20 protein-coding genes are annotated in these 24,600 nt (G+C 74.7%); 8 read left to right on the forward strand and 12 right to left on the reverse strand.

Annotated elements, in window-relative coordinates; genetic code table 11:
* Window positions 1-3: 3 nt before the first annotated feature.
* Window positions 4-1,431 carry an NAD(P)/FAD-dependent oxidoreductase gene (locus ACZ4W9_RS03900; RefSeq protein WP_467932965.1) on the reverse strand — a complete coding sequence of 476 codons (1,428 nt, stop codon included), beginning with the start codon at window positions 1,429-1,431 and terminating at the stop codon, window positions 4-6.
* A 292-nt stretch (window positions 1,432-1,723) separates the two neighbouring features.
* Between ACZ4W9_RS03900 and ACZ4W9_RS03905 the strand changes: the two genes are divergently transcribed.
* Window positions 1,724-2,680 (forward strand): LLM class F420-dependent oxidoreductase, encoded by a 957-nt coding sequence (locus ACZ4W9_RS03905; RefSeq protein WP_467932966.1) that lies wholly within the window; start codon window positions 1,724-1,726, stop codon window positions 2,678-2,680.
* 33 nt (window positions 2,681-2,713) lie between these two features.
* On the opposite strand, the gene ACZ4W9_RS03910 is transcribed toward ACZ4W9_RS03905, so the two are convergent.
* Window positions 2,714-3,127 (reverse strand): phage holin family protein, encoded by a 414-nt coding sequence (locus ACZ4W9_RS03910; protein WP_467932968.1) that lies wholly within the window; start codon window positions 3,125-3,127, stop codon window positions 2,714-2,716.
* A gap of 86 nt (window positions 3,128-3,213) precedes the next feature.
* On the opposite strand from ACZ4W9_RS03910, the gene ACZ4W9_RS03915 reads away from it, so the two are divergent.
* A complete protein-coding gene (locus ACZ4W9_RS03915; RefSeq protein ID WP_467933122.1) occupies window positions 3,214-3,555 on the forward strand; it encodes a VOC family protein in 342 nt (113 codons plus the stop codon).
* Between the two features lie 5 nt (window positions 3,556-3,560).
* Here the strand turns inward: ACZ4W9_RS03915 and ACZ4W9_RS03920 are convergent, their stop codons facing one another.
* The 9 genes from ACZ4W9_RS03920 to ACZ4W9_RS03960 all read right to left on the reverse strand — a co-directional run bounded on the left by ACZ4W9_RS03920 (window position 3,561) and on the right by ACZ4W9_RS03960 (window position 15,657).
* Entirely contained in the window at window positions 3,561-4,106 is a 546-nt protein-coding gene (locus ACZ4W9_RS03920) for a GNAT family N-acetyltransferase (protein ID WP_467932969.1), read from the reverse strand.
* Window positions 4,107-4,123: 17 nt separating this feature from the next.
* Entirely contained in the window at window positions 4,124-5,047 is a 924-nt protein-coding gene (locus tag ACZ4W9_RS03925) for a S66 peptidase family protein (RefSeq protein ID WP_467932970.1), read from the reverse strand.
* Entirely contained in the window at window positions 5,044-7,011 is a 1,968-nt protein-coding gene (locus ACZ4W9_RS03930) for a S9 family peptidase (protein WP_467932971.1), read from the reverse strand. The genes ACZ4W9_RS03925 and ACZ4W9_RS03930 overlap by 4 nt, the downstream gene beginning before the upstream one ends.
* A gap of 3 nt (window positions 7,012-7,014) precedes the next feature.
* Window positions 7,015-8,319 (reverse strand): M20/M25/M40 family metallo-hydrolase, encoded by a 1,305-nt coding sequence (locus ACZ4W9_RS03935; RefSeq protein WP_467932973.1) that lies wholly within the window; start codon window positions 8,317-8,319, stop codon window positions 7,015-7,017.
* A complete protein-coding gene (locus ACZ4W9_RS03940; protein ID WP_467932974.1) occupies window positions 8,312-9,145 on the reverse strand; it encodes a M55 family metallopeptidase in 834 nt (277 codons plus the stop codon). The genes ACZ4W9_RS03935 and ACZ4W9_RS03940 overlap by 8 nt, the downstream gene beginning before the upstream one ends.
* Before the next feature lie 54 nt (window positions 9,146-9,199).
* Window positions 9,200-9,919: a methyltransferase domain-containing protein gene (locus tag ACZ4W9_RS03945; RefSeq protein WP_467932975.1), complete on the reverse strand. Its 720-nt coding sequence runs from the start codon at window positions 9,917-9,919 to the stop codon at window positions 9,200-9,202.
* A gap of 103 nt (window positions 9,920-10,022) precedes the next feature.
* Complete coding sequence (locus ACZ4W9_RS03950) at window positions 10,023-12,491, reverse strand: ATP-binding SpoIIE family protein phosphatase (RefSeq protein ID WP_467932977.1); 2,469 nt, start codon at window positions 12,489-12,491, stop codon at window positions 10,023-10,025.
* 155 nt (window positions 12,492-12,646) lie between these two features.
* Complete coding sequence (locus ACZ4W9_RS03955; protein ID WP_467932978.1) at window positions 12,647-15,052, reverse strand: MFS transporter; 2,406 nt, start codon at window positions 15,050-15,052, stop codon at window positions 12,647-12,649.
* Window positions 15,053-15,213: 161 nt separating this feature from the next.
* The gene (locus ACZ4W9_RS03960) at window positions 15,214-15,657 is read right to left on the reverse strand and encodes an SRPBCC family protein (protein WP_467932979.1); all 444 of its coding nucleotides are present in this window, start codon (window positions 15,655-15,657) and stop codon (window positions 15,214-15,216) included.
* 134 nt (window positions 15,658-15,791) lie between these two features.
* Here ACZ4W9_RS03960 and ACZ4W9_RS03965 point away from each other — a divergent pair, with 134 nt between their 5' ends.
* From ACZ4W9_RS03965 to ACZ4W9_RS03975, 3 genes are all read left to right on the forward strand, one after another.
* Window positions 15,792-16,835, forward strand: a complete 1,044-nt coding sequence (locus ACZ4W9_RS03965) for an Rv2578c family radical SAM protein (protein ID WP_467932980.1) — start codon at window positions 15,792-15,794, stop codon at window positions 16,833-16,835.
* A gap of 141 nt (window positions 16,836-16,976) precedes the next feature.
* Window positions 16,977-18,548, forward strand: coding sequence for an alpha/beta hydrolase (locus tag ACZ4W9_RS03970; protein ID WP_467932982.1), 1,572 nt, complete (start codon window positions 16,977-16,979; stop codon window positions 18,546-18,548).
* 42 nt (window positions 18,549-18,590) lie between these two features.
* Entirely contained in the window at window positions 18,591-19,115 is a 525-nt protein-coding gene (locus tag ACZ4W9_RS03975; RefSeq protein WP_467932983.1) for a GNAT family N-acetyltransferase, read from the forward strand.
* Window positions 19,116-19,122: 7 nt separating this feature from the next.
* Here the strand turns inward: ACZ4W9_RS03975 and ACZ4W9_RS03980 are convergent, their stop codons facing one another.
* Window positions 19,123-19,704, reverse strand: coding sequence for an adenylosuccinate lyase (locus ACZ4W9_RS03980; protein ID WP_467932984.1), 582 nt, complete (start codon window positions 19,702-19,704; stop codon window positions 19,123-19,125).
* A gap of 393 nt (window positions 19,705-20,097) precedes the next feature.
* On the opposite strand from ACZ4W9_RS03980, the gene ACZ4W9_RS03985 reads away from it, so the two are divergent.
* The 3 genes from ACZ4W9_RS03985 (at window position 20,098) to ccrA (ending at window position 24,600) form a co-directional block, all read left to right on the forward strand.
* Window positions 20,098-21,912 carry a 3-hydroxyacyl-CoA dehydrogenase family protein gene (locus ACZ4W9_RS03985; RefSeq protein ID WP_467932985.1) on the forward strand — a complete coding sequence of 605 codons (1,815 nt, stop codon included), beginning with the start codon at window positions 20,098-20,100 and terminating at the stop codon, window positions 21,910-21,912.
* Between the two features lie 118 nt (window positions 21,913-22,030).
* Complete coding sequence (locus ACZ4W9_RS03990) at window positions 22,031-22,861, forward strand: TetR family transcriptional regulator (RefSeq protein WP_467932987.1); 831 nt, start codon at window positions 22,031-22,033, stop codon at window positions 22,859-22,861.
* 401 nt (window positions 22,862-23,262) lie between these two features.
* The gene (gene ccrA / locus ACZ4W9_RS03995; RefSeq protein ID WP_467933124.1) at window positions 23,263-24,600 is read left to right on the forward strand and encodes a crotonyl-CoA carboxylase/reductase; all 1,338 of its coding nucleotides are present in this window, start codon (window positions 23,263-23,265) and stop codon (window positions 24,598-24,600) included.

Consider the following 24,600-nt stretch of genomic DNA (forward strand, 5'->3'; position numbering starts at 1 on the left):
TCCTTACAGGTCTGTCGGGGGGCTGCTCGCAGACCCCCTCGTGCTCGGTTCGGGGGCGGGGTGGCCGTCCGGCCGGATCCCGCGGCTCCCGCGGGTCATGGGCTCCTGCCCCCCGGCGCCTTCTGCCCGTTCGTGTTCCCCGGGTCCGCCGTGTCCCTCGTGCGGGCCGGGGCCGCCCGGGTGCCCTGGCGGTTCGGGCGCCGCCGTCTCCAGCGGCACGGGCCAGGACCGGCCGAGGCCCAACTGGACTCCCTGGCGCGGGAGTACGGCGTCCAGCAGCCAGTCGGCGGCGACCCGGACGCGGTTGCCGGGCAGGGCGGCCAGGTGGTGGCCGCGGGTCACCGCGCCCGCCGTCAGCCCGGACAGCGGGATGCCGAGCGGGTCGGCGGCGGCCCGGGCCCCGCCGAGGTCGACGGCGAGGCGGGTGCGGTGGTGGCGGTACGGGCGCCGGCGCCGGCCGAGCCCGAGCGAGGCGGCCAGGTTCTCCCCGGCCACCCGGCCCTGCCGCCAGGCGTGCCGGGCCGTCAGCGGCGCGAACTCGCCCGGTCCCTCCGGGTCGGGCACGGCGGCGGCGTCCCCGCAGGCGAACACCTCGGGCCGGCCGGGCAGCCGCAGATACGGGTCGACGATCAGCCGTCCGCGTATTCGCGGCTGCCCGAGGTCCTCCACCAGCGGAGCGGGCCGTGCGCCCACGCACCACACCAGGGTCCGGGACGCGAGGAACTCGCCGTCGCCGAGCAGCACCCCGTCCCGGGTGGCCTCCCGTACCGAGGTGCCGGTCCGCACCTCGACCCCGCGGGCCCGCAGCACCCGCTCGGCCGTACGGGACAGCCGCTCGTCCAGCTCCGGCAGCACGCGCGGTGCCGCGTCGAGCAGGATCCAGCGGGGGCGCAGCCCGGCCGGCAGCGGGGTGCGGCGGGCCAGCCGGTCGGTGAGCAGGTGGGTCTGTGCCGCCACCTCGGTGCCGGTGTACCCGGCCCCGGCGACCACGAACGTGCACCGGGCGGCGGCCACCCCGGGGCCGTCGCCGGCGGCGAGTTCCACCTGCCGGGTGACGTGGTCGCGCAGGTACAGCGCCTCGGGCGGCCCCCGGAAGCCGTGCGCGTGCTCGGCGGCGCCGGGGACCGGCGGCGGCTCGCCGGCGCCGCCCTCGGGGTCGCGGTAGTGCACGGTGCACCCGTCCAGGTCGACGCGCTCCGCCTCGCCGAGGACCAGCCGCACCCCGCGCAGCGTGCCGGGCAGCGACACGGTGACCCGGCGGGCCTCCAGGACACCGGCGGCGACCTGGGGCAGCAGCGGCAGGTACAGGAAGTGGTCGGTGGGGTTGAGCAGCGTGATGTCGGCGCGGTTCCGGGTGAGCCGGGCCAGGGTGCGGGCGGCCCGGTACCCGGCGAAACCGGCGCCGACGATCACGACGCGGGGTCGGCTCACGGTGCGCCTCCGGCGGTGTGGCTCGTACGAGGTCTTCCGCGTAACCGGGGCCGGGGCCCCCAAACGCCGGGCGGGTCACCGTTACGCCCGCCGGAGCGGGGGTACGGAGCCCGCCCCGGGGGCTCGCGCGCCGGCCGCAGCCCCGGACGGCGCGGCGTCGCGCGCCCCGGCGGCGGCGTTTCGCGCGGGCGCGCCCGGTTACCCGGGACCGGTCCGGGCCACACCTCACGGGTCCCCCCGCGACCGGCGCGGACCGCACCAGGACCGGCCCAGCGACGCGGAGGTTTCGCCCATGCCCGAGTACGGCTATTTCCTGGCGGCCGAGGAACACGACCCCGCGGCCCTCGTCGAGCAGGCCCGGATGGCCGAGCAGGCCGGGTTCCAGGCGCTGTGGATCTCCGACCACTACCACCCGTGGAACGACGCGCAGGGGCAGAGCGCGTTCGTGTGGTCGGTGATCGGGGCGCTGTCCCAGGCGGTGTCGCTGCCCGTCGAGACGGCCGTGACCTGCCCGACCGTGCGGATCCACCCGGCGGTGCTGGCCCAGGCCGCAGCGACCAGCGCGGTGATGACCGAGGGCCGCTTCCGGCTCGGCGTCGGCACCGGCGAGGCGCTGAACGAGCACATCCTCGGCGACCGCTGGCCCCCGGTGCGGGTGCGGCTGGAGATGCTGGAGGAGGCCATCGAGGTGATGCGCCGGCTGTTCACCGGCGAGGAGGTCAGCCACCACGGAAAGCACTACACGGTGGAGAACGCCCGCCTCTACACCGTCCCGGACGAGCCCGTCCCGATCGACATCTCGGCTTTCGGCCCGAAGGCGATCGCGCTGGCCTCCCGGGTCGGCGACGGCTACATCACGATGATGCCGGACGAGGGGATGGTCGCCCGGTTCCGCGACGGCGGCGGTGGCCTGAAGCCGGTGAGCGGCGGCACGAAGGTGTGCTACGGCACCGACCGGGACGCGTGCGTCCGCACCGTGCACCGGCTCTGGTACAACGAGCTGCTGCCCGGCGAGATGGGGCAGGTGCTGCCCTCGCCCCGGCACTTCGAGCAGCTGCACGAGCTGGTCACCGAGGACATGGTGCGGGAGAAGGTCGTGTGCGGGGACGACGTCGAGCAGCACGTGAGCACGTTGCGGGCGTTCGCCGACGCCGGGTTCGACCGGGTCTACGTGAATCAGATCGGGCCGGACCAGCGGGGCTTCTTCGACTTCTACCGGACGAAGGTGCTGCCCCGGCTGACCGGATGACCGGATGAGCGGTGGGGCGGGCGGGCCCCGCCGTCAGGACCGGTGGTGCGGGGTGTCCGGCGGGCTCTGGGGCATCGGGGGGTAGGGCATGCCGAGGCCCGAGGGCGGGGCACCGGGGGCGGTGCCGCCGATGACGCGGTGCGGCGGGGTGTGGTGGCCGTGGGCCGCGCCGCGCAGGAAGTACGCCGCCACGCCGAGGAGTGCCGCCGTGATCAGGGCCGCCGCCCAGCCGGGCAGGCCGGACGCCAGGGCCAGGCCCACCGCGAGGGCCACCGCGCCGCCCGCGTACAGGGCGAGGGCGCCCGAGGCCGCGTAGAGCACGGCGGTGCGGCGCTGCCTGCGGGACTGCTCGCGCAGTTCGTCACGTACCGTCTCGCGTGCCACCTGGGCCAGTTCCTCGACCAGGTGCCGGTCCAGATGATGTTCCAGGTGCTCCGAACGGTTCATACCGTGCGGGTACCCGTCACCCACCGTGGGTAACGCGGGGGCCGTGCGCGCCGCGGGCGGCCCCAACCAGGCTCGCCCGCACGGAGATTCCGGGCGCTTCGCTGCGCATCTGCGTCGACGGCCTCGACACCGCGGTCCCCTTCTACGAGCGGCTGACGGGCGCCGGCGCGCGGCGTTTCACGCGCGGCGGGGTCGAGGTCGCCGCGGTCGGCTCGTTCCTGCCGATGAGCGGGTCGGAGGAGGAGCTGGAGATCCTGCGCAAGGTCGCGGCGACGATAGCGGCCGAGGACGTGGACGAGGCCCACCGGCTGCTGACGGAGCTGGGCGGGCGGGTCGTCGCGGGGCCGGTGCCGACCCCGGGGGGCCGCAATCTGCTGGCGGTGCACCCGGACGGGTCGGTCTTCGAGTACGTGGACCAGCGCGGCTGAACCGGTCAGCCGCGCATCTCGGTCGTCAGGGCCCAGCGCTCGTGGTCGCGCCAGGCACCGTCGACGTGGATCATGGCGGGCGAGAAGCCCTCCAGGCGGAAGCCGGCGCCCCGGGCGAGGGCGATGGAGGCGGCGTTGCCCGGCTGGACGTTGATCTCCAGCCGGTGCAGGCCCAGCGGGCCGAACGCGTACCCGATGACCAGGTGGAGCCCTTCGCGCATCAGGCCGCGCCCGGCCGCGTGCGCGAAGGCGCCGTAGCCGAGGGCGCCGCACTGGAAGCCGCCCCGCACGATGTTGTTGATGTTGATGAATCCGGCGATGTCCCCGCCGTCCCGCTCGCACACCAGGAAGCCGGCCCGGGCCGGGTCGTCGATCAGCCGGCCGGCGTAGTCGGCGTACGCCTCGTCGGTGTCCGGCGGGAACAGCCAGGGCCGGTGCAGGTCCTTGCTTTCGCGGGCCCGGGCGGTGAACTCGGGGCCGTCTTCGAGAGTGAAGGGGCGGATGGCGACGCGGGGGCCTTCGGCGACGTAACGGGACGGGTGGTGCGGCATCCGCCCAGCCTATGACGTCAGCGCAGGGCCGGCTCGTCCAGGGTGAGCGTGCCCGCCTCCGCATCGAGCGCGGCGGCCACCCCGAAGGGCACCGTCAACGCCCCTTCGCAGTGCCCGAATCCGACGTTCTCCGCGACCGGCACCCCGAGCCCGCCGAGCCGGTCGGCGAACAGGGCCCGCAGCTCCTCCCGGCCGGCGCAGTCCTCCCAGGAGCCGAGCAGCACCCCGCGCACCCCGTCCAGCCAGCCCGCGCGCAGGAGTTGGGTGAGGTACCGGTCCAGCCGGTAGGCCGGCTCGCCGACGTCCTCCAGGCAGAGCAGCCCCCCGCGCGCCGAGGGCCGGGCGCCCGGAGTCCCGAGTTCCGCGGCGAGCAGGCACAGGCAGCCGCCGACGGTGACGCCCCGGGCCCGGCCGGGAACGAGGGCGGTGCCGCCGGAGACGAGGGTGCGGACGGTCTCGGGCGCGAACAGCGTGGCCCGCAGGTGCTCCTGGGCGCGCTGGCTCTTGACGAAGTCGGCCCCGGCCGCCATCGGCCCGTACAGCGTGGCGAGCCCCAGCCGGGTGGCGATGGCCTCGTGCACCGCGGTGACGTCGCTGAAGCCGATGAACAGCTTGGGTCCGGCCGCGCGCAGCGCGTCCCAGTCCAGCAGGTCCAGCATGCGCTGGGCGCCGTAGCCGCCGCGGGCGCACAGCACCGCGTCCACGGCGGGGTCGCACCAGGCGTTCTGGAAGTCGGCGGCGCGGTCGGCGTCGGTGCCCGCCAGATAGCCGAACCCGGGGTGCCGGTCCAGGACGTGCGGGGCGGCCACCGGGTCGAGGTCCCAGCCGCGCAGCACGTCCAGGCCCGCCTGGAGCCGTTCCTCGGGCACCGGGCCGCTGGTGGCGACGACGGCGACCCGGGCGCCCGGGGCCAGCCGGCGCGGCCGGACGAGTACCTTCACGGGGTCAGCTCCACCTTCGGGGCCGGCGGTTCCGGGTCCAGCCCGAACACCTGGGCATACAGGGACAGTTCCGCCTCCAGCGCGCGGATCACGGTCTCGGCGCGGCGGAATCCGTGGCCCTCGCCCTCGAAGGCGAGGTAGGCGTGCGGTACGCCCCGGCCGGCGGTCCGGGCGAGGAAGCGCTCGCACTGGGCGGGCGGGCAGATGACGTCGTCCAGGCCCTGGAGCAGCAGGAAGGGCACGGTGAGCCGGTCGGCGTGGGTGATCGGGGAGCGTTCGGCGTACCGGGCGGGCACCTCGGCGAGCGGGCCGATCAGCGACTCCGGGTAGCGGGACTCGAAGTCGTGGGTCCCGCCGGGGCCCCAGGTGGTGAGGTCGAGTACCGGGTAGCCGATGGTGCCGCAGGCGTAGACGTCGGTGGTGGCGAGGGAGGCGGCGGCGGTCCAGCCGCCGGCACTGCCGCCCCGGATCGCCAGCCGGGCGGGGTCGGCGGCGCCCTCGGCGGCGAGCGCGCGGGCGACGGCCGCGCAGTCCTCGACGTCGACCACGCCCCACTGGCCGCGCAGCCGCTCCCGGTAGGCCCGGCCGTAGCCGGTGGAGCCGCCGTAGTTCACCTCGGCGACGCCGATGCCCCGGGAGGTGAAGTAGGCGACGGCCAGGTCCAGGACGAGCGGGGTCCGGCTGGTGGGCCCGCCGTGCGCCCAGATCACGTACGGCGGGCGGGTGCCGTCGGGCGCGGTCCGCGCGGGGTGGTGCGGCGGGTACACATGGGCGTGCACCTCGCGGCCGTCGGGTCCGGCGAAGGTGCGCACCTCGGGCCGCGGGTAGTAGGCGGGGTCGACGGGGTCGCGGTGGCGGGCGCCGACCACGCGGGCGCGGCCGGTGACCGTGTCCAGCTCGACCACCTCGTACCCGGTGTGCGGGCCGGCGGCGACGGTGACGACGCGCTGGCCGTGCACGGCCAGGGTGGGGGCGCACTCGGTCCACGGCCCGGCGGCGTCCACGGTCTCGCCGGACTCCGGGTCCAGTATCCCGAGCCCGGCCGGTCCGCGTCCGTGCACCACCGCCAGCAGGCCGTTGTCCAGCGGCGCGAACCAGCGCGCCCCGAGCTGCCAGAGGGGGCCGCCGAACTCCTCCTCCCGGTCGCACAGCGGGGTGCCGTCGCGGTAGAGGTGCCACCAGCCGCCGCGGTCGCTCGCGTACAGCAGGGCACCGTCCGGCGCCCACTCGGCCTGGCAGACGGCCTCGTCCGGGCCCCCGGCGACCGTGCGGACGCCGGTCAGCCGGCCGTCGTCGCGCACGTCGGCGACCAGCAGTTCGGTGCCGTCCCACGGCATCCGCGGATGGTCCCAGCCGAGCCAGGCGGCCCGCCGGCCGTCGGGCGAGAGCCGGGGTCCGGTGACGAACCGGTGCCGGCAGGCGGTGAGTTCGCGGACGGACGCCCGGCCGGCGGCGGCCGAGCCGTCCAGCGGTACGGCGGCCAGGACCCGCCGTACGTCGTCCGGGCCGTCCCCGGTGAACTCCTCCAGCACGCACCACACCTCGCCGCGGGCGAGGTCCACGCGGGGCTCGGCCCAGCGCAGGCCGTCGCCCACCGGGGACAGGGGGGTGAGCGGGACGGGTTCGCCGCCGGGCTCGTACCGGTACAGCCGCTGGTCGGCGAAGTGCGCGAACACGATCAGCGGCCGGCCGTCGGCCACGACCCCGGTCCAGGGCCGGCCGCCGTACTCGATGACCCGGCTGCGGACGTTCCACGGCGCGGGCAGCACGGTCTCCTCGGCGCCGTCGGCGCGCCGCCGGACCAGGGTCCGCCGGCCGCCCTCGGCCGGCCGGGGCTCGGTCCACCAGATCTCGTCGCCCACGTACGCCACCCAGTCCGGGCGGCCGTCGTGCGCGGCGGCGAGCGCGGCGGTGACGGGCGACGGCCAGGATCCGTACGGCGCGGTGCGCGTCTGTTCCCCCATCGTCTACGCCGTCCTCAGGAAGCGGTCCAGGACGCGGACCCCGAAGTGCAGCGCCTCGACGGGCACCCGCTCGTCCACGCCGTGGAACAGCGCCTGGTAGTCGAGGCCGGCGGGCAGCTTCAGCGGGGCGAAACCATAGCCGGTGATGCCGAGCCGGGAGAACTGCTTGGCGTCCGTGCCGCCGGCCATGCAGTACGGCACCACGTGCCCGCCGGGGGCGAACTCCTCGACGGCGGCCCGCATGCGCGCGAACAGCGGGGTGTCCACCGGTGCCTGGAGGGCCACTTCGTGGTGGACGAACTCCCAGTGGACGTCGGGGCCGGTGAGCCGGTCCAGGGTGGCGGCGAACTCCTCCTCGGTGCCGGGCAGATAGCGCCCGTCGACGTAGGCGACCGCCTCGCCGGGGACGACGTTGAGCTTGTAACCGGCCTCCAGCATGGTCGGGTTGGCGCTGTTGCGGACGGTCGCCTCGACCAGCCGGGCGGCGGGGCCGAGCTTCTCCAGCAGCCGGTCCACGTCGGCGCGGCCGGCGTCGATGCCGTACAGCGCGGCGAGCGCGTCCAGGGCGGCCCGGACGGTGGGGGTGGGCCGCAGCGGCCACTCGTGCTCGCCGATGCGGGTGACGGCGGCGGCCAGCCGGGTCACCGCGTTCTCCCGGTTCACCTTGGAGCCGTGTCCGGCCCGGCCGTGCGCGGTGAGCTTCAGCCAGGCGGTGCCCCGCTCCCCCGCCGCGACGGGGTAGATCTCCCGGCCGGCGCCGTCGTGGAAGGTGAAGCCGCCCGACTCGCCGACGCCCTCCGCGCAGCCCTCGAAGAGTTCGGGGTGCCGGTCGGCGAGGAATCCGGAGCCGTCCTCGGCGCTGGCCTCCTCGTCGGCGGTGAAGGCGATGACCAGGTCGCGGCGGGGCCGTACGCCCTGCCGGGCCCAGGAGCGGACCACCGCGAGGATCATCGCGTCCATGTTCTTCATGTCGACGGCGCCCCGCCCCCACACCACCCCGTCCCGGACCTCACCGGAGAACGGGGGCACGCTCCAGTCGGCGGCCTCGGCGGGTACGACGTCGAGGTGCCCGTGGACGAGCAGCGCGTCGGCGGACGGGTCGGTGCCCTCGATCCGGGCCACCACGTTGGTGCGGCCCGGGGTGCGCTCCAGCAGCAGGGGTTCCAGGCCCGCCCCGGCCAGCCGTTCGGCGGCGTACTCGGCGGCCGGCCGCTCCCGGCAGTCCCCGCCGCCCCGGTTGGTGGTGTCGACGCGGATCAGGCCGGAGGTGAACTCCACGACCTCGTCGAGTGCCTGCGGGTCAGCCATACTGCTCCTCCACGGCGGCGGAGGCGATCGTGGTGACCGCCTTGAACGTCCTGATGCCCTCGTACATCGTGGCGCTGGTGTACGCCACCTTCCGCTCGCCGGTCCGCGCCACGCCGGGGACGACGGTGGCGGCCCGGGCGAGGTGCTCGGCGTCGAACTCGACGGCCACCGTGAAGGGCCCGGCGTGCACGGGCGGGTGACGGACCGCCAGCGAGGCGGCCTCCTTGGCCGCCGCCCGGATGTCGGCGGCGGTCCGGGCCGGGGTACGGCACACGGCCGCGTACCGCGACACGTGGTCCTTCACCGCCACCTTCCGTGCCTCGGGGGCGTAGCCGAGGGCGTCCTCGCAGGCCACGTCGTCGCCGGTGACGAGGACGACCGGGACGCCGTACTCGGCGACCACGCGGGCGTTGAGCAGGCCCTCGCTGGCGCGGACGTCGTTCAGCCACACCCCGGTGATCTGGTTGGCGAGGTAGGTGTGGGCGAGGACGCCCTCCGCCCCGGCGCCGGCGTGGTAGCCGACGAAGGCGATGCCGTCGACGTCGCCGTGCTGGACGCCCTCGACCATGGACAGCGCCTTGTGCCGGCCGGTGAGCATCTCCACCCGCTCGTCGAGCCGTTCCAGCAGCAGGTTGCGCATGGTCCAGTGGGCCTCGTTGACCAGTACCTCGTCGGCGCCGCCGTCGAAGAAGCCCTCGGCGGCGGCGTTCACGTCCGAGGTGAACAGCGACCGGCACCGTTCCCACTGCGGCGTCCCCGGCAGCACGTCGGCGGGCCAGGTGACCCCGGTGGCGCCCTCCATGTCGGCGCTGATGAGGATCTTCATGCCGTGTCACGTTACGCGCCGGACCGCCCCCTGACCACGACCCCGGCGGACCCGTCAGCCCCGCGCGAGGACGAACCAGCGGGCCGGCAGGTCGATGCGGGTGCCGTCGGGGAGGTGTTCGGTCTGCGGCACCGCGGTCTCGCCGTCGGCCAGCACGGTGAGGCCGGCCTCGGCGAGCAGGCGGGGGATCTCGTCGTCGGGGGCGGCGGCGGGCTTGAGCCCGTGGTGGAAGACGCGGCGCAGCTTGGGCGGCGGGCCGGCCGGTCCGGCGGCGGCGCGGCCGAGGACGTCCCGGGAGGCCGAGGTCAGCTCGACCACGAAGGCGCGGCCCTCGGTCCCGATGATCTCGGCGACGGCGGCGGCCACGGCCGGGCGCGCGGCCGGTTCGCTCTGGTGGATGACGGCCCGCATGTAGACGTGGCTGTCGCCGAGCCGCCGGTGCAGGGCGCGGACGGCGTCGGTGTCGGTGAGGTCGAGCTGCCGGAACTCCACGGGGGCGTCACCCGCGGCGCGGCGGGCGTGGTCGACGGCCGCGTGCGAGAGGTCGACGCCGACGGCGCGGGCGAACCGGGTGGCCAGGTAGCGGGTCTGGGTGCCGTTGCCGCAGCCGAGGTCGACGATCGTGCGCTCCGGGTCCGCGTGCCGCAGGAGCAGGTCGCTGTGCGGTGCGGCGCTCAGCGAGGGGTCGGAGTCCCATATCGCCTCCCCCCCGACGTCGGAGGTCTCGCTCCAGTAGCTCTCCCACGCGTCGCGATAGGTGTCCGAGATGTTCATGCTGTCTCCCCACGGGTCGGTTCCGTGATCGGGATATCGCGGGGGACCGGCGCGGGGCAAGGGCCGCGCGGCGGCCATTGTGGGAGGGGGCGGGCGCGGTGGGTCAGCGGCCGGCGGTGAGGGCCTGTTCGAACCAGACGGTCTTGCGGTGCCCGGTGGCGCTGGCGCCCCACTCCCGGGCGAGCCGGCTGACCACGCGCAGCCCGCGGCCGGTCTCGTCGTCGGGGCCGGTGGCCAGCAGGGCGGGCAGGGCGGGTTCCTCGTCGGTGACCTCGAACAGCAGCGCGTCGGTACGCACGATCCGCAGGCCGATCCGGTCGCCCCCGGCGTGCAGGACGGCGTTGGTGACGACCTCGCTGACCAGCAGTTCGGCGGTCTCCACGGCCTGCGGCAGGCCCCACTCGCGCAACTGTTCGCGCACCAGGCGGCGGGCCCGCGCCACCTCGCGCGGTGCGGCGCCGAGCCGCCACTCGGCGACATGGTCGTCGCCGATGCCGTTGAGGCGCGCCATGAGCAGGGCGACGTCGTCCTTGCGTCCGCCGTGGGTGTTCAGCGCCCGGATGATGGTGTCGCAGGCGTCGTCCATCGAGGCCGCGGGGTGGGCGGCGGACTCGCAGAGCGCGGCCAGGCCCTCGCCGATGTCGGAGCCGCGCACCTCGACCAGGCCGTCGGTGCACAGCACCAGCCGGTCGCCGGGCGCCACCTTGACCCGGACGGCCTCGAACGGGACGCCGCCGACGCCGATCGGGGCTCCGGTGGGCAGGTCGAGGAGCTGACTGCCGCCGTCCTCGGCGCGTACCAGCACGGGCGGGATGTGGCCGGCGTTGGCGAGGGTCAGCTCGCCGCGGATCGGGTCGTAGACCGCGTACAGGCAGGTGGCGAGGTAGGTGTCGCCGAGCCGGCGGGCCAGGTCGTCCAGGTTGCGCAGGAGCTGGGCGGGCGGGGTCTCCATGGCGGCCATGGTCTGCACGGCGGTGCGCAACTGGCCCATCATCGCGGCCGAGTTCAGTCCGTGGCCCATGACGTCGCCGACCACGAGGGCGGTGCGGGAGCCGGGCAGCTTGATGGTGTCGAACCAGTCGCCGCCGATCCGGCCGAGCCGGGTGCCGAGCAGATAGCGGGTGGCGATGTCGCAGCCGGCCATCCGCGGGGTGATCTGCGGCAGCATGCTGTCCTGGAGGGTGTCGGCGACGTTCTCCTGGTACGTGTACATGCGGGCGTTGTCGAGCACGAGGCCCGCGCGGGCGGCGAGTTCGGCGCCCGTGGTGCGGTCCATGTCGTCGAACTGCGGCCGGTCGGGGCGGCGCATGAGCACCATGAAGCCGAGGACGACGTTGCGCGCCTTGAGCGGGACGATCAGCAGCGACCGGCCGCCGATGAGGGGCCTGAGGTCCCGCTTCTCGAACTCGCCGGAGATCCGCTCGGACAGCTCGTCGGTGACCCGGGGAACGAGGACGGGTTCGCCGGTGACCATGCACTTGTAGAACGGGGTGTGCTCGGGGAAGGCGAAGGCCTCGCCGACCGGCACGGTGTCGTCCCAGCGGCCGGGTTCGTCGTTGTGCTCGACCCAGACGCGGAACATCACGGTGCTGGCGTCCGGCGGGCCGTCCGGGAAGCCCTCGCCGGCCAGCACGGCGGCGCGCAGATGGGTGCCGGCGAAGTCCGCGAACCGGGGCACGGCGGCGCTGGTGACCTCGCGGATGGTCTCACCGAGGTCCAGGGAGGAGCCGATGCGGGAGCTGACCTCGTTCAGGAACTCCAGCCGTTCGCGGACGGCGGCGTATTCCAGGTCCTGTTCGGCGCCGGCCGGCGCGGTGGCGGCCGGGGCCCGGCCGCGCGCCGCGACGGCCGTGGTGTCCGTGGTGTCCGGGACGGTCTCGGTGCCGGGGCGGCCGGGGCGGCGGGGCACGCCCCAGTACGGGGTCACGGGCACCCGTTCGTACCGGCTGAACTCCAGGACCGGGTAGCCGAGTTCGAGGACCTGGGAGACGATGCGGGCGCTGAGACCCGGGCCCATGTTGGGCAGGATGTCGGGCAGGCGCCGTTCGAGGTCCTCGGGGGCCGGCAGTTCGGTGTGGCGGGCGAGGCCGGGCGAGATGCGTTCGGCCCTCTCGTCGTCGTGGCCGCGTTCGGCGCGCAGCCGGGTGGCGTCGGCGGCGAGCACCAGCAGCCGGGAGGTGCCCGGGCCGACCAGGGGGTAGGCCCACCACAGCACGTCGATCCGGTCCTCGGCGGCGGGCCCCTGCCGGTGCGGGCAGAGCCGGGCGCGGCCGGTCCTGGCGAAGCCGTTCTGCCCGTCGAGCGCGGCCTCCAGGTCGGGGCCGGTGTCGTCGGCCGCCGTGAGCGGGTCGGGCTCCGGGTCGTGCAGGGCGCCGGTGACGGGCAGCAGATCGGCCGCGGGCCGGCCGACGGCCTCCTCCCGGTCGGCGCCGAACAGGCGCCGTGCACCGCTGCTCCAGTGGGACACCAGGCCGGCGCGGTCGACGACGACCACGGCCAGCGGGATCCGGCCCGCCGCGGTGTCGCCGTCGCCGCGCCCGGCCGACGCGTCCCGCTCGCTGCCACGGTCCATGGCCCCGGCCCTTTCTCCCCACGGCTGTCCGCACAACGATCTGTGCCGCCCGCCACTACGGTAAGGCGACGGCCGGTCGCGATGTGTGGCAATCCTGGAATTGGATGCACCGGATGCACCGGCGCACGGCCCGGCGCGCCGCGTGCGCCCCCCGGTCAGTCCTCGTGCCCCAACTGGAGGTCGCGTTCCGTGCGTCCGCCCCCCGCGACCTGGAGCACCGTGGCGACCGGCGGGTAGCCCGCGGCGATGACGGTGTACTCGCCGGAGGAGAGGTCCACGAACCGGAACGTTCCGTCGGCTCCGGTGGTGAGGGTGTCGACCACGTTGCCGGCGGCGTCCAGCAGGGTCACCCGGGCCTCCTCCACGGGGCGTCCGCCGCCGGCCCGGACGGTGCCCTTCAGGACCGCGCCGCCCGCGAGTTCGATGTCCTGCCGGGTCTCCCGGGAGGCCTGCACGGTGACCGGGACCGCGGCGGGCCGGAAGGCGGGGGCACTGGCGGCGAGGGTGTACTCGCCGGCCACCAGCTCGGTGATGACGTAGCCGCCCTCGCGTCCGCTGCGGGTGGCGGCGACGACCTCGCCGTGCACGTTGGTGAGGGTGACGGTGGCGTCGCGGACGGGGCTGCCGTCGGCGGTGAGCACGCTGCCGGCCAGGCGCCCGGCGCCGCCGAGGACGACGTCGAGTTCGACGGGGCGTTCGCCGACGGTGACGGAGACGGCCTGCGGCTGGTGTCCGCCGGCGGCGGCGATCAGCACGTAGGAGCCGGAGCCGGGCGTGCTGAGCGCGTACCGTCCGTCCTCGCCGCTGGCGCCCCGGCCGACCTGCTGCCCGGCGACGTCGATGAGGGTGAGCGCCGCGCGGGGCACCACGGTGCCGTCGGGGTGCTGCACCGTGCCGCACACGGGGATGCCGGCCGGGTACGGCGAACGGGCGTGCGGGAGCGGGGTGGTCACCGGCGCGGTCTCCTGGTCGAGGGCGGGGGCGTTGTGGGACACCAGCGGTTTCTCCTTGAGGAAGAAGGCGATGAGCAGGCCGAGGGCGAGCACCGGGACGAGATAGAGGAAGATCCGGGGCATCGCGTCGGCGTAGGCGCGGATGTAGGCGTCGCGCAGGGCCGGGGGCAGCGCGTGCACGAGCTGCGGGGTGATCGAGTCGGCGGCGGGCAGTCCGGTGGCCGCGCGCGGGGGCAGTTCCGCGCGCAGCGAGGAGGCCAGGCGGTCGGCGAAGAGGGTGCCGAAGACGGCGGCGCCGACGCTGCCGCCGATCTGCCGGAAGTAGTTGTTGGCACTGGTCGCGCTGCCGAGGTCGGCGGGGCGCACGGAGTTCTGCACGGCGAGGACGAGGACGGGCATGACCAGGCCGATGCCGGTGCCGAGGACGGCCATCCAGATGCTGTAGTGCAGCCGGGGCGTGTCGGTCCCGAGCCGGGACAGCAGCCACATGCCGGCCACGGAGACGGCGCTGCCGAGCACGGGGAAGACCTTGTAGCGGCCGGTGCGGCTGATGAGCTGGCCACAGACGAGGGAGGCGCCGACGATCCCGGCCATCATGGGCAGCATCAGCAGCCCCGACTCGGTGGCGCTGGCCCCGTCGACCATCTGCAGGAAGGTCGGCAGATAGCTGGCGGCGCCGAACAGGGCGACACCGACGACCAGGCCGACCAGGCCGCTGACGGTGAACACGGGGTCACGGAACAGCCGGAGCGGGATGAGGGGTTCGGCGGCCAGGCGCTCGGCGACGAGGAAGAGGACGGTGGTGACGAGGGCGCCCGCGCCGAGGAAGAGGACGGGCCGGGAGTCCCAGGCGTACTCGGTGCCGCCCCAGGTGGTGAGCAGCACCAGGCAGGTGGAGGCGGCGGCGAGCAGGATCGCGCCGGGGACGTCGAGCCGGGCCCGCACGGGCGGCCGGGGCAGTTTCAGCACGACGGTGACGACGGCGAAGGTGACCAGTCCGAAGGGGACGTTGACGTAGAAGCACCAGCGCCAGGAGAGGTGGTCGGTGAAGTAGCCGCCGAGCAGCGGGCCGGCGACGGAGGCGAGGCCGAAGGCGGCGCCGATCAGGCCCATGTACCGGCCGCGTTCCCGGGGCGGCACGATGTCGGCGATGATGGCCTGCACGCCGATCATCAGGCCGCCCGCGCCGACGCCCTGGAGCGCGCGGTAGAGGACGAGCTGGTCCATGCTGCCGGCCCGGCCGGCGAGCGCGGAGCCGACGACGAAGACGGCGATGGCGAACTGGAAGACGCCCTTGCGGCCGACGAGGTCGCCGAGCTTGCCGTACAGGGGCAGGCCGATGGTGGAGGTGAGCAGGTAGGCGGTGACGGCCCAGGACATCTTGTCCAGGCCGTGCAGTTCGCCGACGACCTTGGGCAGGGCGGTGGCGACGATCATCTGGTCCAGGGCGGCCAGCAGCAGCGCCAGCATCAGCCCGGAGAAGACCAGCCGGACCCGGCGGGGCGTCAGCGGCACGGCGGGCGCGGGGTGCGGCGGCGGGGGCGCGGCCTCCTCGCCGGCCGCCGGTGCCACGGCCGGCTCCTGCTGCGCCAGTGTCGTCCCGCCCACGGACCGCTCCCCTCGTCGCGCCTCGCGCGTTTCCCGCGCGAGGCGACAACGGGGCCCGGTTGCCTGGGGTTACGGCATCGTCCGGCCGACGACGGAGATCCACTCGAACCGGTGAAGGGATCAACCGGAGGTCAACACCCTTGCACCGGCAGGCAGTTGGGCTACTTCTCGACCTCGGCGGCGAGGTTGGCGAGCAGGGCGTCGTAGATCCGGCCGAGACCCTTGGGGGCGAAGGTGCGCTCGAAGAAGCCGCCGATGCCGCCGGCGCCCTGCCAGGTGGTGGTGACGACCACGCGGGAGCGGCCCTCGCCGGCCGGGGTGACGCGCCAGGTGGTGACCATGGAGGAGTTGCGGTCCTTCTCGACCAGCTCGCCGTCGGTGGGCTCGCTCACCTCGAGCAGGCAGTCGCGCACCCGCTTGCTGGTGGCCTGGAGCCTCCAGTGGACGAGGGTGCCCTCGCCGTCGCCGCCCTCGCGCACCTCGTACTCGCTGAACTGTTCGGGCAGCAGTCGCTGCCGGGTGCCGCGGTAGTCGGCGAGCGCGTCGAACACCTTCTCCGCGTCCGCCGCGACGACCCGCTCCGTAGTGGCTTCGACCTGCGCCATTGCGTTCCTCCAGGACCTGTCCGTCAAGGGCTGGGGCAAGCCAACCACCCCGGCGCTCGGCCGCCCAAATCGGGGTCCGCACGATCACGGGAACACATGTTCTATTCTGGGCCCAGTGCTACCGAGGAGGCGTCATGCGCTGGGACAACCTCACCGACGACGGCGACCACGGCCGGGCCGCCGACGCCGCGCTGTTCGGCGCGGACGCCGTCACCACCCGGACGTTCGACACGCCCGAGTTCCGCGGGATCACCTTCCACGAGGTGCGGGCGCGCTCGGTGCTCAACCGGGTGCCGGGCGCCTCGCGCATGCCGTTCGAGTGGACGGTCAACCCCTACCGGGGCTGCTCGCACGCGTGCGTGTACTGCTTCGCCCGCGCCACCCACGGCTATCTGGACCTGGACACGGGCTTCGGCTTCGACACCCAGATCGTGGTCAAGGTCAACGCCCCGGAGGTGCTGCGCCGCCAGCTCGGCTCGCCCCGCTGGCAGGGCGAGCACGTCGCGATGGGCACGAACGTCGACTGCTACCAGCGCGCCGAGGGCCGCTACCGGCTGATGCCGGGCATCATCTCCGCGCTCACCGACCACGCGAACCCGTTCTCCGTCCTCACCAAGGGCACGCTGATCCTGCGCGACCTGCCGCTGCTGGTCCGCGCGGCCGAGGTGACGGACGTGGGCGTCTCGGTCTCCGTCGGCTTCCTGGACGGCGAGCTGTGGCGCACGGTGGAGCCGGGCACGCCCGCGCCCGAACGCCGGCTGGAGGTCGTACGCGCCTTCGCGGAGCACGGCATCGGCTGCGGGGTGCTGATGGCGCCGGTGATCCCGTTCCTGGGCGACGACCCGGGGCGGCTGCGGGAGACCGTGCGGGCGATCGCGGCGGCCGGGGCCGTCTCCGTCACCCCGCTGGTGCTGCATCTGCGCCCGGGGGCGCGGGAGTGGTTCATGGCCTGGCTCGGGCGGCACCACCCGCACCTGGTGCCGCGCTACGAGCGGCTGTACGCGGAGGGCGCCTACGCGCCGAGGTGGTACCAGCGCCGGATCACCCGCCAGGTGCACGAGCTGGCCGAGGAGTACGGCATCGGGCCCGCGCGCTCCGGGCAGGCCCGGCGGATCCGCCCGGCCGCACCGGCGCCGGCCCCCGCACCGGCGGACCCGGTCCAGCTCACCCTGATGTGAGGCCGGGCGCGTCAGGAGGCATCGCGCGGCCCGATCGGGTCAAGTATCGCGAAGACGGGTTCCCCGGGGCGCCGGCTCCGGGACGATCCGGGCGTGACCGCGCCCCGCGGTTCACCGCCCCCGCGTCCCGGGAGGACCCGTATGAGAACACGCGCAGCCGCGCTGGGCGCGGTCGCCGCCGTGGTGGCGGGCTCGCTCACCGCCGCTCCCGCCCAAGCGGCCCCCGCCCCCGCGCCCGTCTGGACCCGGTGCGCCACCCCTGACCACCCCACGCTCCAGTGCGCCTCGGTGCGGGTGCCGCTGGACCACGCCGACCCGGCGGGCCGGCGGATCACGCTCGCCCTGTCCCGCGTCCCGCACACCGCGCGGGCCTTCGAGGGGCCGCTGCTGGTCAACCCCGGCGGCCCCGGCGGCAGCGGGCTGGAGCTGGCCGGGTTCGTCGCCTCCGCGCTGCCGGGGAGCGTGGCGGCCCGCTACGACGTCATCGGCTTCGACCCGCGCGGAGTCGGGCGCAGCACGCCCGCCCTGACCTGCGCGCCCGGCCACTTCGCGGCCCCCCGCCCGGACTCCGTCCCGGCCACCCCCGCGCTGGAGCGGGCGAACCTGGACCGCGCGCGTTCCTTCGCCGGGGCCTGCGGCCGCAAGTACGCCGACGTCCTGCCGTACCTGGACACCGTCAGCGCGGCCCGGGACCTGGACGCCGTCCGCCGGGCCCTCGGCGCGCCCCGGATCAGCTACTTCGGCTACTCCTACGGCACCTATCTGGGCGCGGTCTACGCGAAGCTGTACCCCGGGCGGGTGCACCGGCTGGTGCTGGACTCGATCGTCGACCCCTCCGGTGTCTGGTACGCGGACAACCTCGCCCAGGACCACGCCTTCGACGACCGCCACCGTGCCCTGATGGCCTGGATCGCCCGGCACGACGCGGTCTACGGGCTCGGCCGGGACCCCGCCGTGATCGAGGACCGCTGGTACGCGATGCGGGCGGCGCTGGCCGCCGAGCCCGCCGGGGGCCGGGTCGGCGCCGCGGAGCTGGAGGACACGTTCACGCCCGGCGGGTACTACGACGGCTACTGGCCCCACCTCGCCGAGGCGTTCGCGGCCTACGTCCACCGGGGGGACACCGGGCCGCTGCGGGCGGCGTACGAGAAGCTCGCCGCCGTGGACGCCGACGGCGACAACGGCTACAGCGTCTACACGGCGGTGCAGTGCCGGGACGCGCCCTGGCCGCGCGACTGGAACCGGTGGCGGGCGGACACCTGGGCGGCGCACGCGAAGGCGCCCCTGATGGCCTGGAACAACACCTGGTACAACGCGCCGTGCGCGTTCTGGCCGACGGCCCCGCTGCGGCCGGTGGACATCGCGGGGGACGCGCTGCCGCCGGCGCTGCTCTTCCAGGCGACCGGCGACGCGGCCACCCCCTACGCCGGCGGCGTCGCGGTGCACCGGCTGCTGGCCCGCTCCAGCCTGGTGGTCGAGCAGGGCGGCGGCAACCACGGCGTCACGCTGAGCGGGAACGCGTGCCTGGACGGGTATCTGGCCGCGTATCTGACCGACGGCACGGTGCCGCGCGGTGCCGGCCCGGCCGACGCGGTCTGCGCGAGGACGCCGGAGCCGAAGCCGCTGCCCGCCGGGGCGGCGGCCCCCTCGCGCGGTTCGGTCCTGCACGGCCTGCTGGGACCCCGCGGGTGGCGCGGGGCGGCCGCCCTGTGAAACCCCCTCCCGCCGCCCCGCGTCCGCCCCTAGGGTTCCGTTATGGACGAACAGCCCCTGCGCATCCGCCCGATGGCCCTCGCCGACTGCGACCGCGTCGCGGAGATCCGCGTCCGGGGCTGGCAGCACGCCTACCGGGGGCTGGTGCCGCAGCCGTACCTGGACCGGCTCGGCGTCGCCGCGGACGCCGAGCGGCGGCGGGAGCGGTTCGCGCGCGGCGACGGCACGGTGGTGAACCTGGTCGCCGAGCGAAACGGCCGGGTGCTCGGCTGGGCGGCGGCCGGACCGTACCGGGACGGGGAGGCGTACACCGAGGACGCCGAGCTGTACGCGATCTACGTCGATCCGGCGCACCTCGGCGGCGGGATCGGGCGGGCGCTGCTGGCCGCGGCGGCCGGGCGGTGCCCGGCGCACGCGCGGCTGCTGCTGTGGGTGCTGAAGGGCAACGCGCCCGCGCGCCGCTTCTACGAACGCGCCGGGTTCCGGGCGGACGGCGCGGAGGAGCCCTTCGACGCCGGCGGCGTGCCCGTGCCCGAGGTGCGGTACGTGCGCGCCCCGGGCGGCTGACGGTGCCTCAGGTGGGCTGCTGCTGCGGCAGCCGGGCCAGCGCGCGCACCGCGGCCTCGGCGAGCGCGGGGTGGGCCAGCGCCTCGTTCAGCACCCGCCGGGCGCGGTCGTCGCCGAGCGCGCCCAGGCCCTCCACACAGGCGAGGGCGACCCGCCGGTAGGGGTCGTGCGGGCCGAGCCGCCGCTCCAGGGTGGTGATCAGCGCGGGTACGGACTCCGGGGCGCGCAGGGCGACGAGGAGCCGCACCGGGTGCAGGGCGTAGGCGACGCGCAGTTCGTTGGTGGCGAGGGCGGCGGCGGCCCGGGCGGTGCGGGGGTCGCCGAGGCGGGCGAGCGCGTGCGCGGCGGACGCGCAGCGCGGCGGGTCGCGGTGGTTGAGCAGCAGCACCAGGGCCTCGAAGGCACGCCGGTCGCCCGCGCGGCCGAGGCGGAACGCGGCCAGTTCCCTGGCCCACAGCGGCTGTCCCGGCGCGGTGAGCACCTCGGCGAGTTCGTCGCGGTCCTCGGTGGCGAGCAGGCGGTCGAACGCGGCCGGGCCGCCCGACTCCTGCCGTAAGCGTTCCGTGAGCGAGCGCACCTCTTCGTCCACGGGGTCCAGCGTAGGCGGGTCGCGGCGGGCAAGGGAGGTACCTCACACGGAAGGATTGCTTCGAAGGGCTGGCGCGCTCGTTACCCGCTGGTTAAGCTCATTCGAGCGAGTACCCCTCGCACTCCGCTGGCGACGGTCTGGTGACGCGGCCGTCGCGAGCGAGCAGCTGTCGGTCCGGTACGCCGTAGGTACCGCAGGTACGGCCCGGCTTCGGGACAGAGCCGGTCGGATCCCCCGCCGTGTCCGGGCGTGTGCGCGCCCGTGGACCCGGCGGCGCTGACCGGGCGTGTGCGCTCGCAGCCCGGCAACACCCGCATCCCTCCGCTCCGTGGTGCGCCCTCGCGGGCGCACCCGGCGCGTTCCTCGTCGTCACCTCATTCCTGGAGTCCCGCGATGGCCGCTCCCCTGTCCGACACCCCTCTGTCCCCGTCCTCCCCGCTGCAGAAGGTCGCCGTCGTCGGTCTCGGCACCATGGGCACCGGTATCGCCGAGGTCCTGGCGAAGGCCGGCCGCGAGGTGATCGGCATCGACGTCGCCGAGGACCGCACCGCCCGGGCGCTCGCCGCCTTGGAGGCCGCCACCGCCCGCGCCGTGGAGCGCGGCCGGCTCACCGGGGCGGAGCGCGCCGAGGCGCTGGCCCGGGTGCGCACCGCCACCGACCTCACCGCGGCGGCCGACGCGGACCTCGTCATCGAGGTGGTGCCGGAGTCGTACGAGACCAAGCAGCGGATCCTGTGCGAGCTGGACGGCATCGTCCGCCCGGACACGATCCTGGCGACCGGCACCAACGCGCTGTCGGTGACCCGGCTCGCGGCCGGTTCGGCCCGCCCCGAGCGCGTGCTCGGCCTGCACTTCTTCAACCCGGCGCCGGCGATGAAGCTGGTGGAGGTCGTCTCCTCGGTGCTCACCGCGCCGCAGGCCGTCGCCGCCGTCACCGATCTCGCGATCGAGCTGGGCAAGGAGCCGGTCGCGGTCGGCGACCGGCCCGGCTTCGTCGCGGACGGGCTGCTGTTCGGCTATCTGAACCAGGCGGCGGCGATGTACGAGGCGAAGTACGCCTCCCGCGAGGACATCGACGCGGCCATGCGGCTCGGCTGCGGTCTGCCGATGGGCCCGCTCGCCCTGCTGGACCTGATCGGTGTGGACACCGCGCGGACGGTCCTGGACGCCATGTACGCCGAGTCCCGGGACCGGCTGCACGCGCCCGCCCCGATCCTCAAGCAGCTCGGCGAGGCCGGCCTGACCGGCCGCAAGGCGGGGCGCGGCTTCTACACCTACGCGGCGCCGGGCAGCGCGACGGTCGTGCCGGACGCGCTGACCCCGGCGGCCGGGGACACGCGCGCCGCGGGCCGTCCGGTGCGCTCCGTCGGCGTGGCCGGCTCCGGCACCATGGCCTCCGGCATCGCCGAGGTCTTCGCCAAGGCCGGCTACGACGTGGTCCTCGCCGCCCGCGGCGAGGAGAAGGCGCGGGCGGCCAAGGCCCGCATCGGGAAGTCCCTGGCCCGCTCCGTCGCCAAGGGCCGGCTGAGCGCCGAGGCCGCCGCCGAGACCCTGGAGCGGATCGTCCCGGCGGGTTCCCACGGCGCCTTCGCCGAGGTGGACTTGGCGGTGGAGGCGGTCGCGGAGGACCTGGACGTCAAGCGGCAGCTGTTCGGGGCGCTGGACAAGGTGTGCAAGCCGGGCGCGGTCCTGGCCACCACCACCTCCTCGCTGCCCGTGGTCGCCTGCGCCCGCGCCACCTCGCGCCCCGAGGACGTGATCGGGATGCACTTCTTCAACCCGGCGCCGGCGATGAAGCTGGTCGAGGTGGTCCGCACGGTGCTGACGGCCGACGACGCGCACGCGACCGTGCGCGAGGTGTGCGGCCGGATCGGCAAGCACGCGGTGGACTGCGGCGACCGGGCGGGGTTCATCGTCAACGCGCTGCTCTTCCCCTATCTCAACAACGCGATCAAGATGGTGCAGGAGCACTACGCGTCGCTGGACGACATCGACGCGGCGATGAAGCTGGGCGGCGGCTACCCGATGGGCCCGTTCGAACTGCTGGACGTGGTGGGCCTGGACGTCTCGCTGGCCATCGAGAAGGTGCTGCACCGCGAGTTCCGCGACCCCGGCCTCGCCCCGGCGCCCTTGCTGGAGCATCTGGTGGCCGCGGGCTGCCTCGGCCGCAAGACCGGCCGCGGCTTCCGCGAGTATGCCCGCCGCTGACGGCGCCGGCGACCGGTTCCGGACGGAGCCGGACTGGGGCGGGCTGCTCGACCCGGCCGCCGCTCCCCCGCCCCGGGCGGGCGGGGGGCACCCCGGACCTGCGCATCAACCTGTGCGCATGCAGTACGTTCGGGTCATGTCCCAGCCCGCCAAGTCCTCACGTACACCAGCCACGCCCGACGCGCCGGAAAGTGCCGCAGGCAGTCGCGCCGCCGCCCAGCGGCTGAAAATGCGCCGAGAACTGGCGGCCGCGGCGATGGAGCTGTTCGCGACCAAGGGGTACGAGGCCACCACCGTCGACGAGATCGCCGCCGCCGCCGGGGTCGCCCGGCGCACCTTCTTCCGCCACTTCCGCTCCAAGGAGGAGGCGATCTTCCCGGACCACGACGACACGCTGGTCCGCGCCGAGGCCGTGCTCAACGCGGCCCCGGCGCACGAGCACCCGCTCGACACGGTGTGCCGCGGCATCAAAGAGGTCATGAAGATGTACGCGGCCGCGCCGGAGATCTCGGTGGCCCGCTACAAGCTCACGCGCGAGGTGCCCACCCTGCGCGAGGCCGAGATCGCGTCCGTGGCCCGCTACGAACGGCTGTTCACCCGCTATCTGCTCGGCCACTTCGACGAGCACGCGCACGCCGACGACGCCAACGACGACCCGCTGCTGGCCGAGGTCGCCGCCTCGGCCGTGGTCACCGCCCACAACCACGTGCTCAGACGGTGGCTGCGGGCGGGCGGCCAGGGGGACGTGGAGGCCCAGCTCGACCACGCCTTCGCGATCGTCCGCAAGACCTTCGGCACCGGCATCGGGGCCGGCCGGGAGAGCGCCCCGCGCACCCCGGCGGCCACCGCCGCCGCCCAGGGCGAGGTCCTGGTGACGGTGGCCCGCACCGACGCCCCGCTCGACGAGGTGATGCGCACCATCGAACAGGCGCTGAAAGAACGGTCGTAACCGGCCGGACCGCGACAGACGGGCAGGGAGTGGCACTGAGTGCCACTCCCTGCCCGTTTCGTTTGCCGATCGCTGATCGATCATCGCTCATCTGTTACGTAAAGATTTCATCTGAGAGCAATTTCTGGCACTCAGTGCCTTGTCACCTGACACACCGTGTCATACGTTGATGCTGTCCGGGCGGCCGGAGAGCAGCGATCGCTCGCTCGCCGGCTGTCCCCGGGGGCCCATGGCCCGCGCGCCCGGACGCCTGCGTCACAGGCACCCTCTCGCGCCACAAAGCGCTGCCGGAGCACCACCCCGCCGAACCGACGGCACCCCCTCACCACCCTCAGCAGCACCGACGATCCCTCAGGCGCCCCTCCCTCAGGGCGCCCACCGCCGGAGGCAACACCGTGACCGTGAAGGACATCCTGGACGCGATCCAGTCGAAGGACGCCACGCCCGCCGACTACGCCGCCCTGCCGCTCCCCGAGTCGTACCGCGCGATCACCGTCCACAAGGACGAGACGGAGATGTTCGCGGGCCTGGAGACCCGCGACAAGGACCCGCGCAAGTCGATCCACCTGGACGAGGTCCCGGTGCCCGAACTGGGCCCGGGCGAGGCCCTGGTGGCCGTCATGGCCTCCTCGGTGAACTACAACTCGGTGTGGACCTCGATCTTCGAGCCGCTGTCCACGTTCGGCTTCCTGGAGCGCTACGGCCGCACCAACGAGCTGGCCAGGCGGCACGACCTGCCGTACCACATCATCGGCTCCGACCTCGCGGGCGTCGTCCTGCGCACCGGCCCGGGCGTCAACGCCTGGAAGCCCGGCGACGAGGTCGTCGCCCACTGCCTGTCCGTCGAGCTGGAGTCCTCCGACGGCCACAACGACACGATGCTCGACCCCGAGCAGCGGATCTGGGGCTTCGAGACCAACTTCGGCGGCCTCGCCGAGATCGCGCTGGTGAAGTCCAACCAGCTGATGCCCAAGCCGGCGCACCTGTCGTGGGAGGAGGCGGCGGCCCCGGGCCTGGTGAACTCCACCGCCTACCGGCAGCTGGTGTCCCGCAACGGCGCGGCGATGAAGCAGGGCGACAACGTCCTGATCTGGGGCGCGAGCGGCGGACTCGGGTCGTACGCCACCCAGTTCGCGCTGGCCGGCGGCGCCAATCCCATCTGCGTGGTGTCCTCGCCGCAGAAGGCGGAGATCTGCCGGTCCATGGGCGCCGAGGCGATCATCGACCGCAACGCCGAGGGCTACAGGTTCTGGAAGGACGAGCGGACCCAGGACCCCAGGGAGTGGAAGCGCTTCGGCAAGCGCATCCGTGAACTCACCGGGGGCGAGGACATCGACATCGTCTTCGAGCACCCCGGCCGCGAGACCTTCGGCGCGAGCGTCTACGTCACCCGCAAGGGCGGCACCATCACCACCTGCGCCTCGACCTCGGGCTACCTGCACGAGTACGACAACCGCTACCTGTGGATGTCGCTGAAGCGGATCATCGGCTCGCACTTCGCCAACTACCGCGAGGCCTGGGAGGCCAACCGCCTCATCGCCAAGGGCAGGATCCACCCGACCCTGTCCAAGGTGTACTCCCTCCAGGACACCGGCCAGGCCGCCTACGACGTCCACCGCAACCTGCACCAGGGCAAGGTCGGCGTGCTGTGCCTGGCGCCCGAGGAGGGCCTCGGCGTCCGCGACGAGGAGATGCGCGCCCGGCACATCGACGCCATCAACCGCTTCCGGAACGTCTGA

The sequence above is a fragment of the Streptomyces sp. NPDC029296 genome (assembly GCF_055569255.1).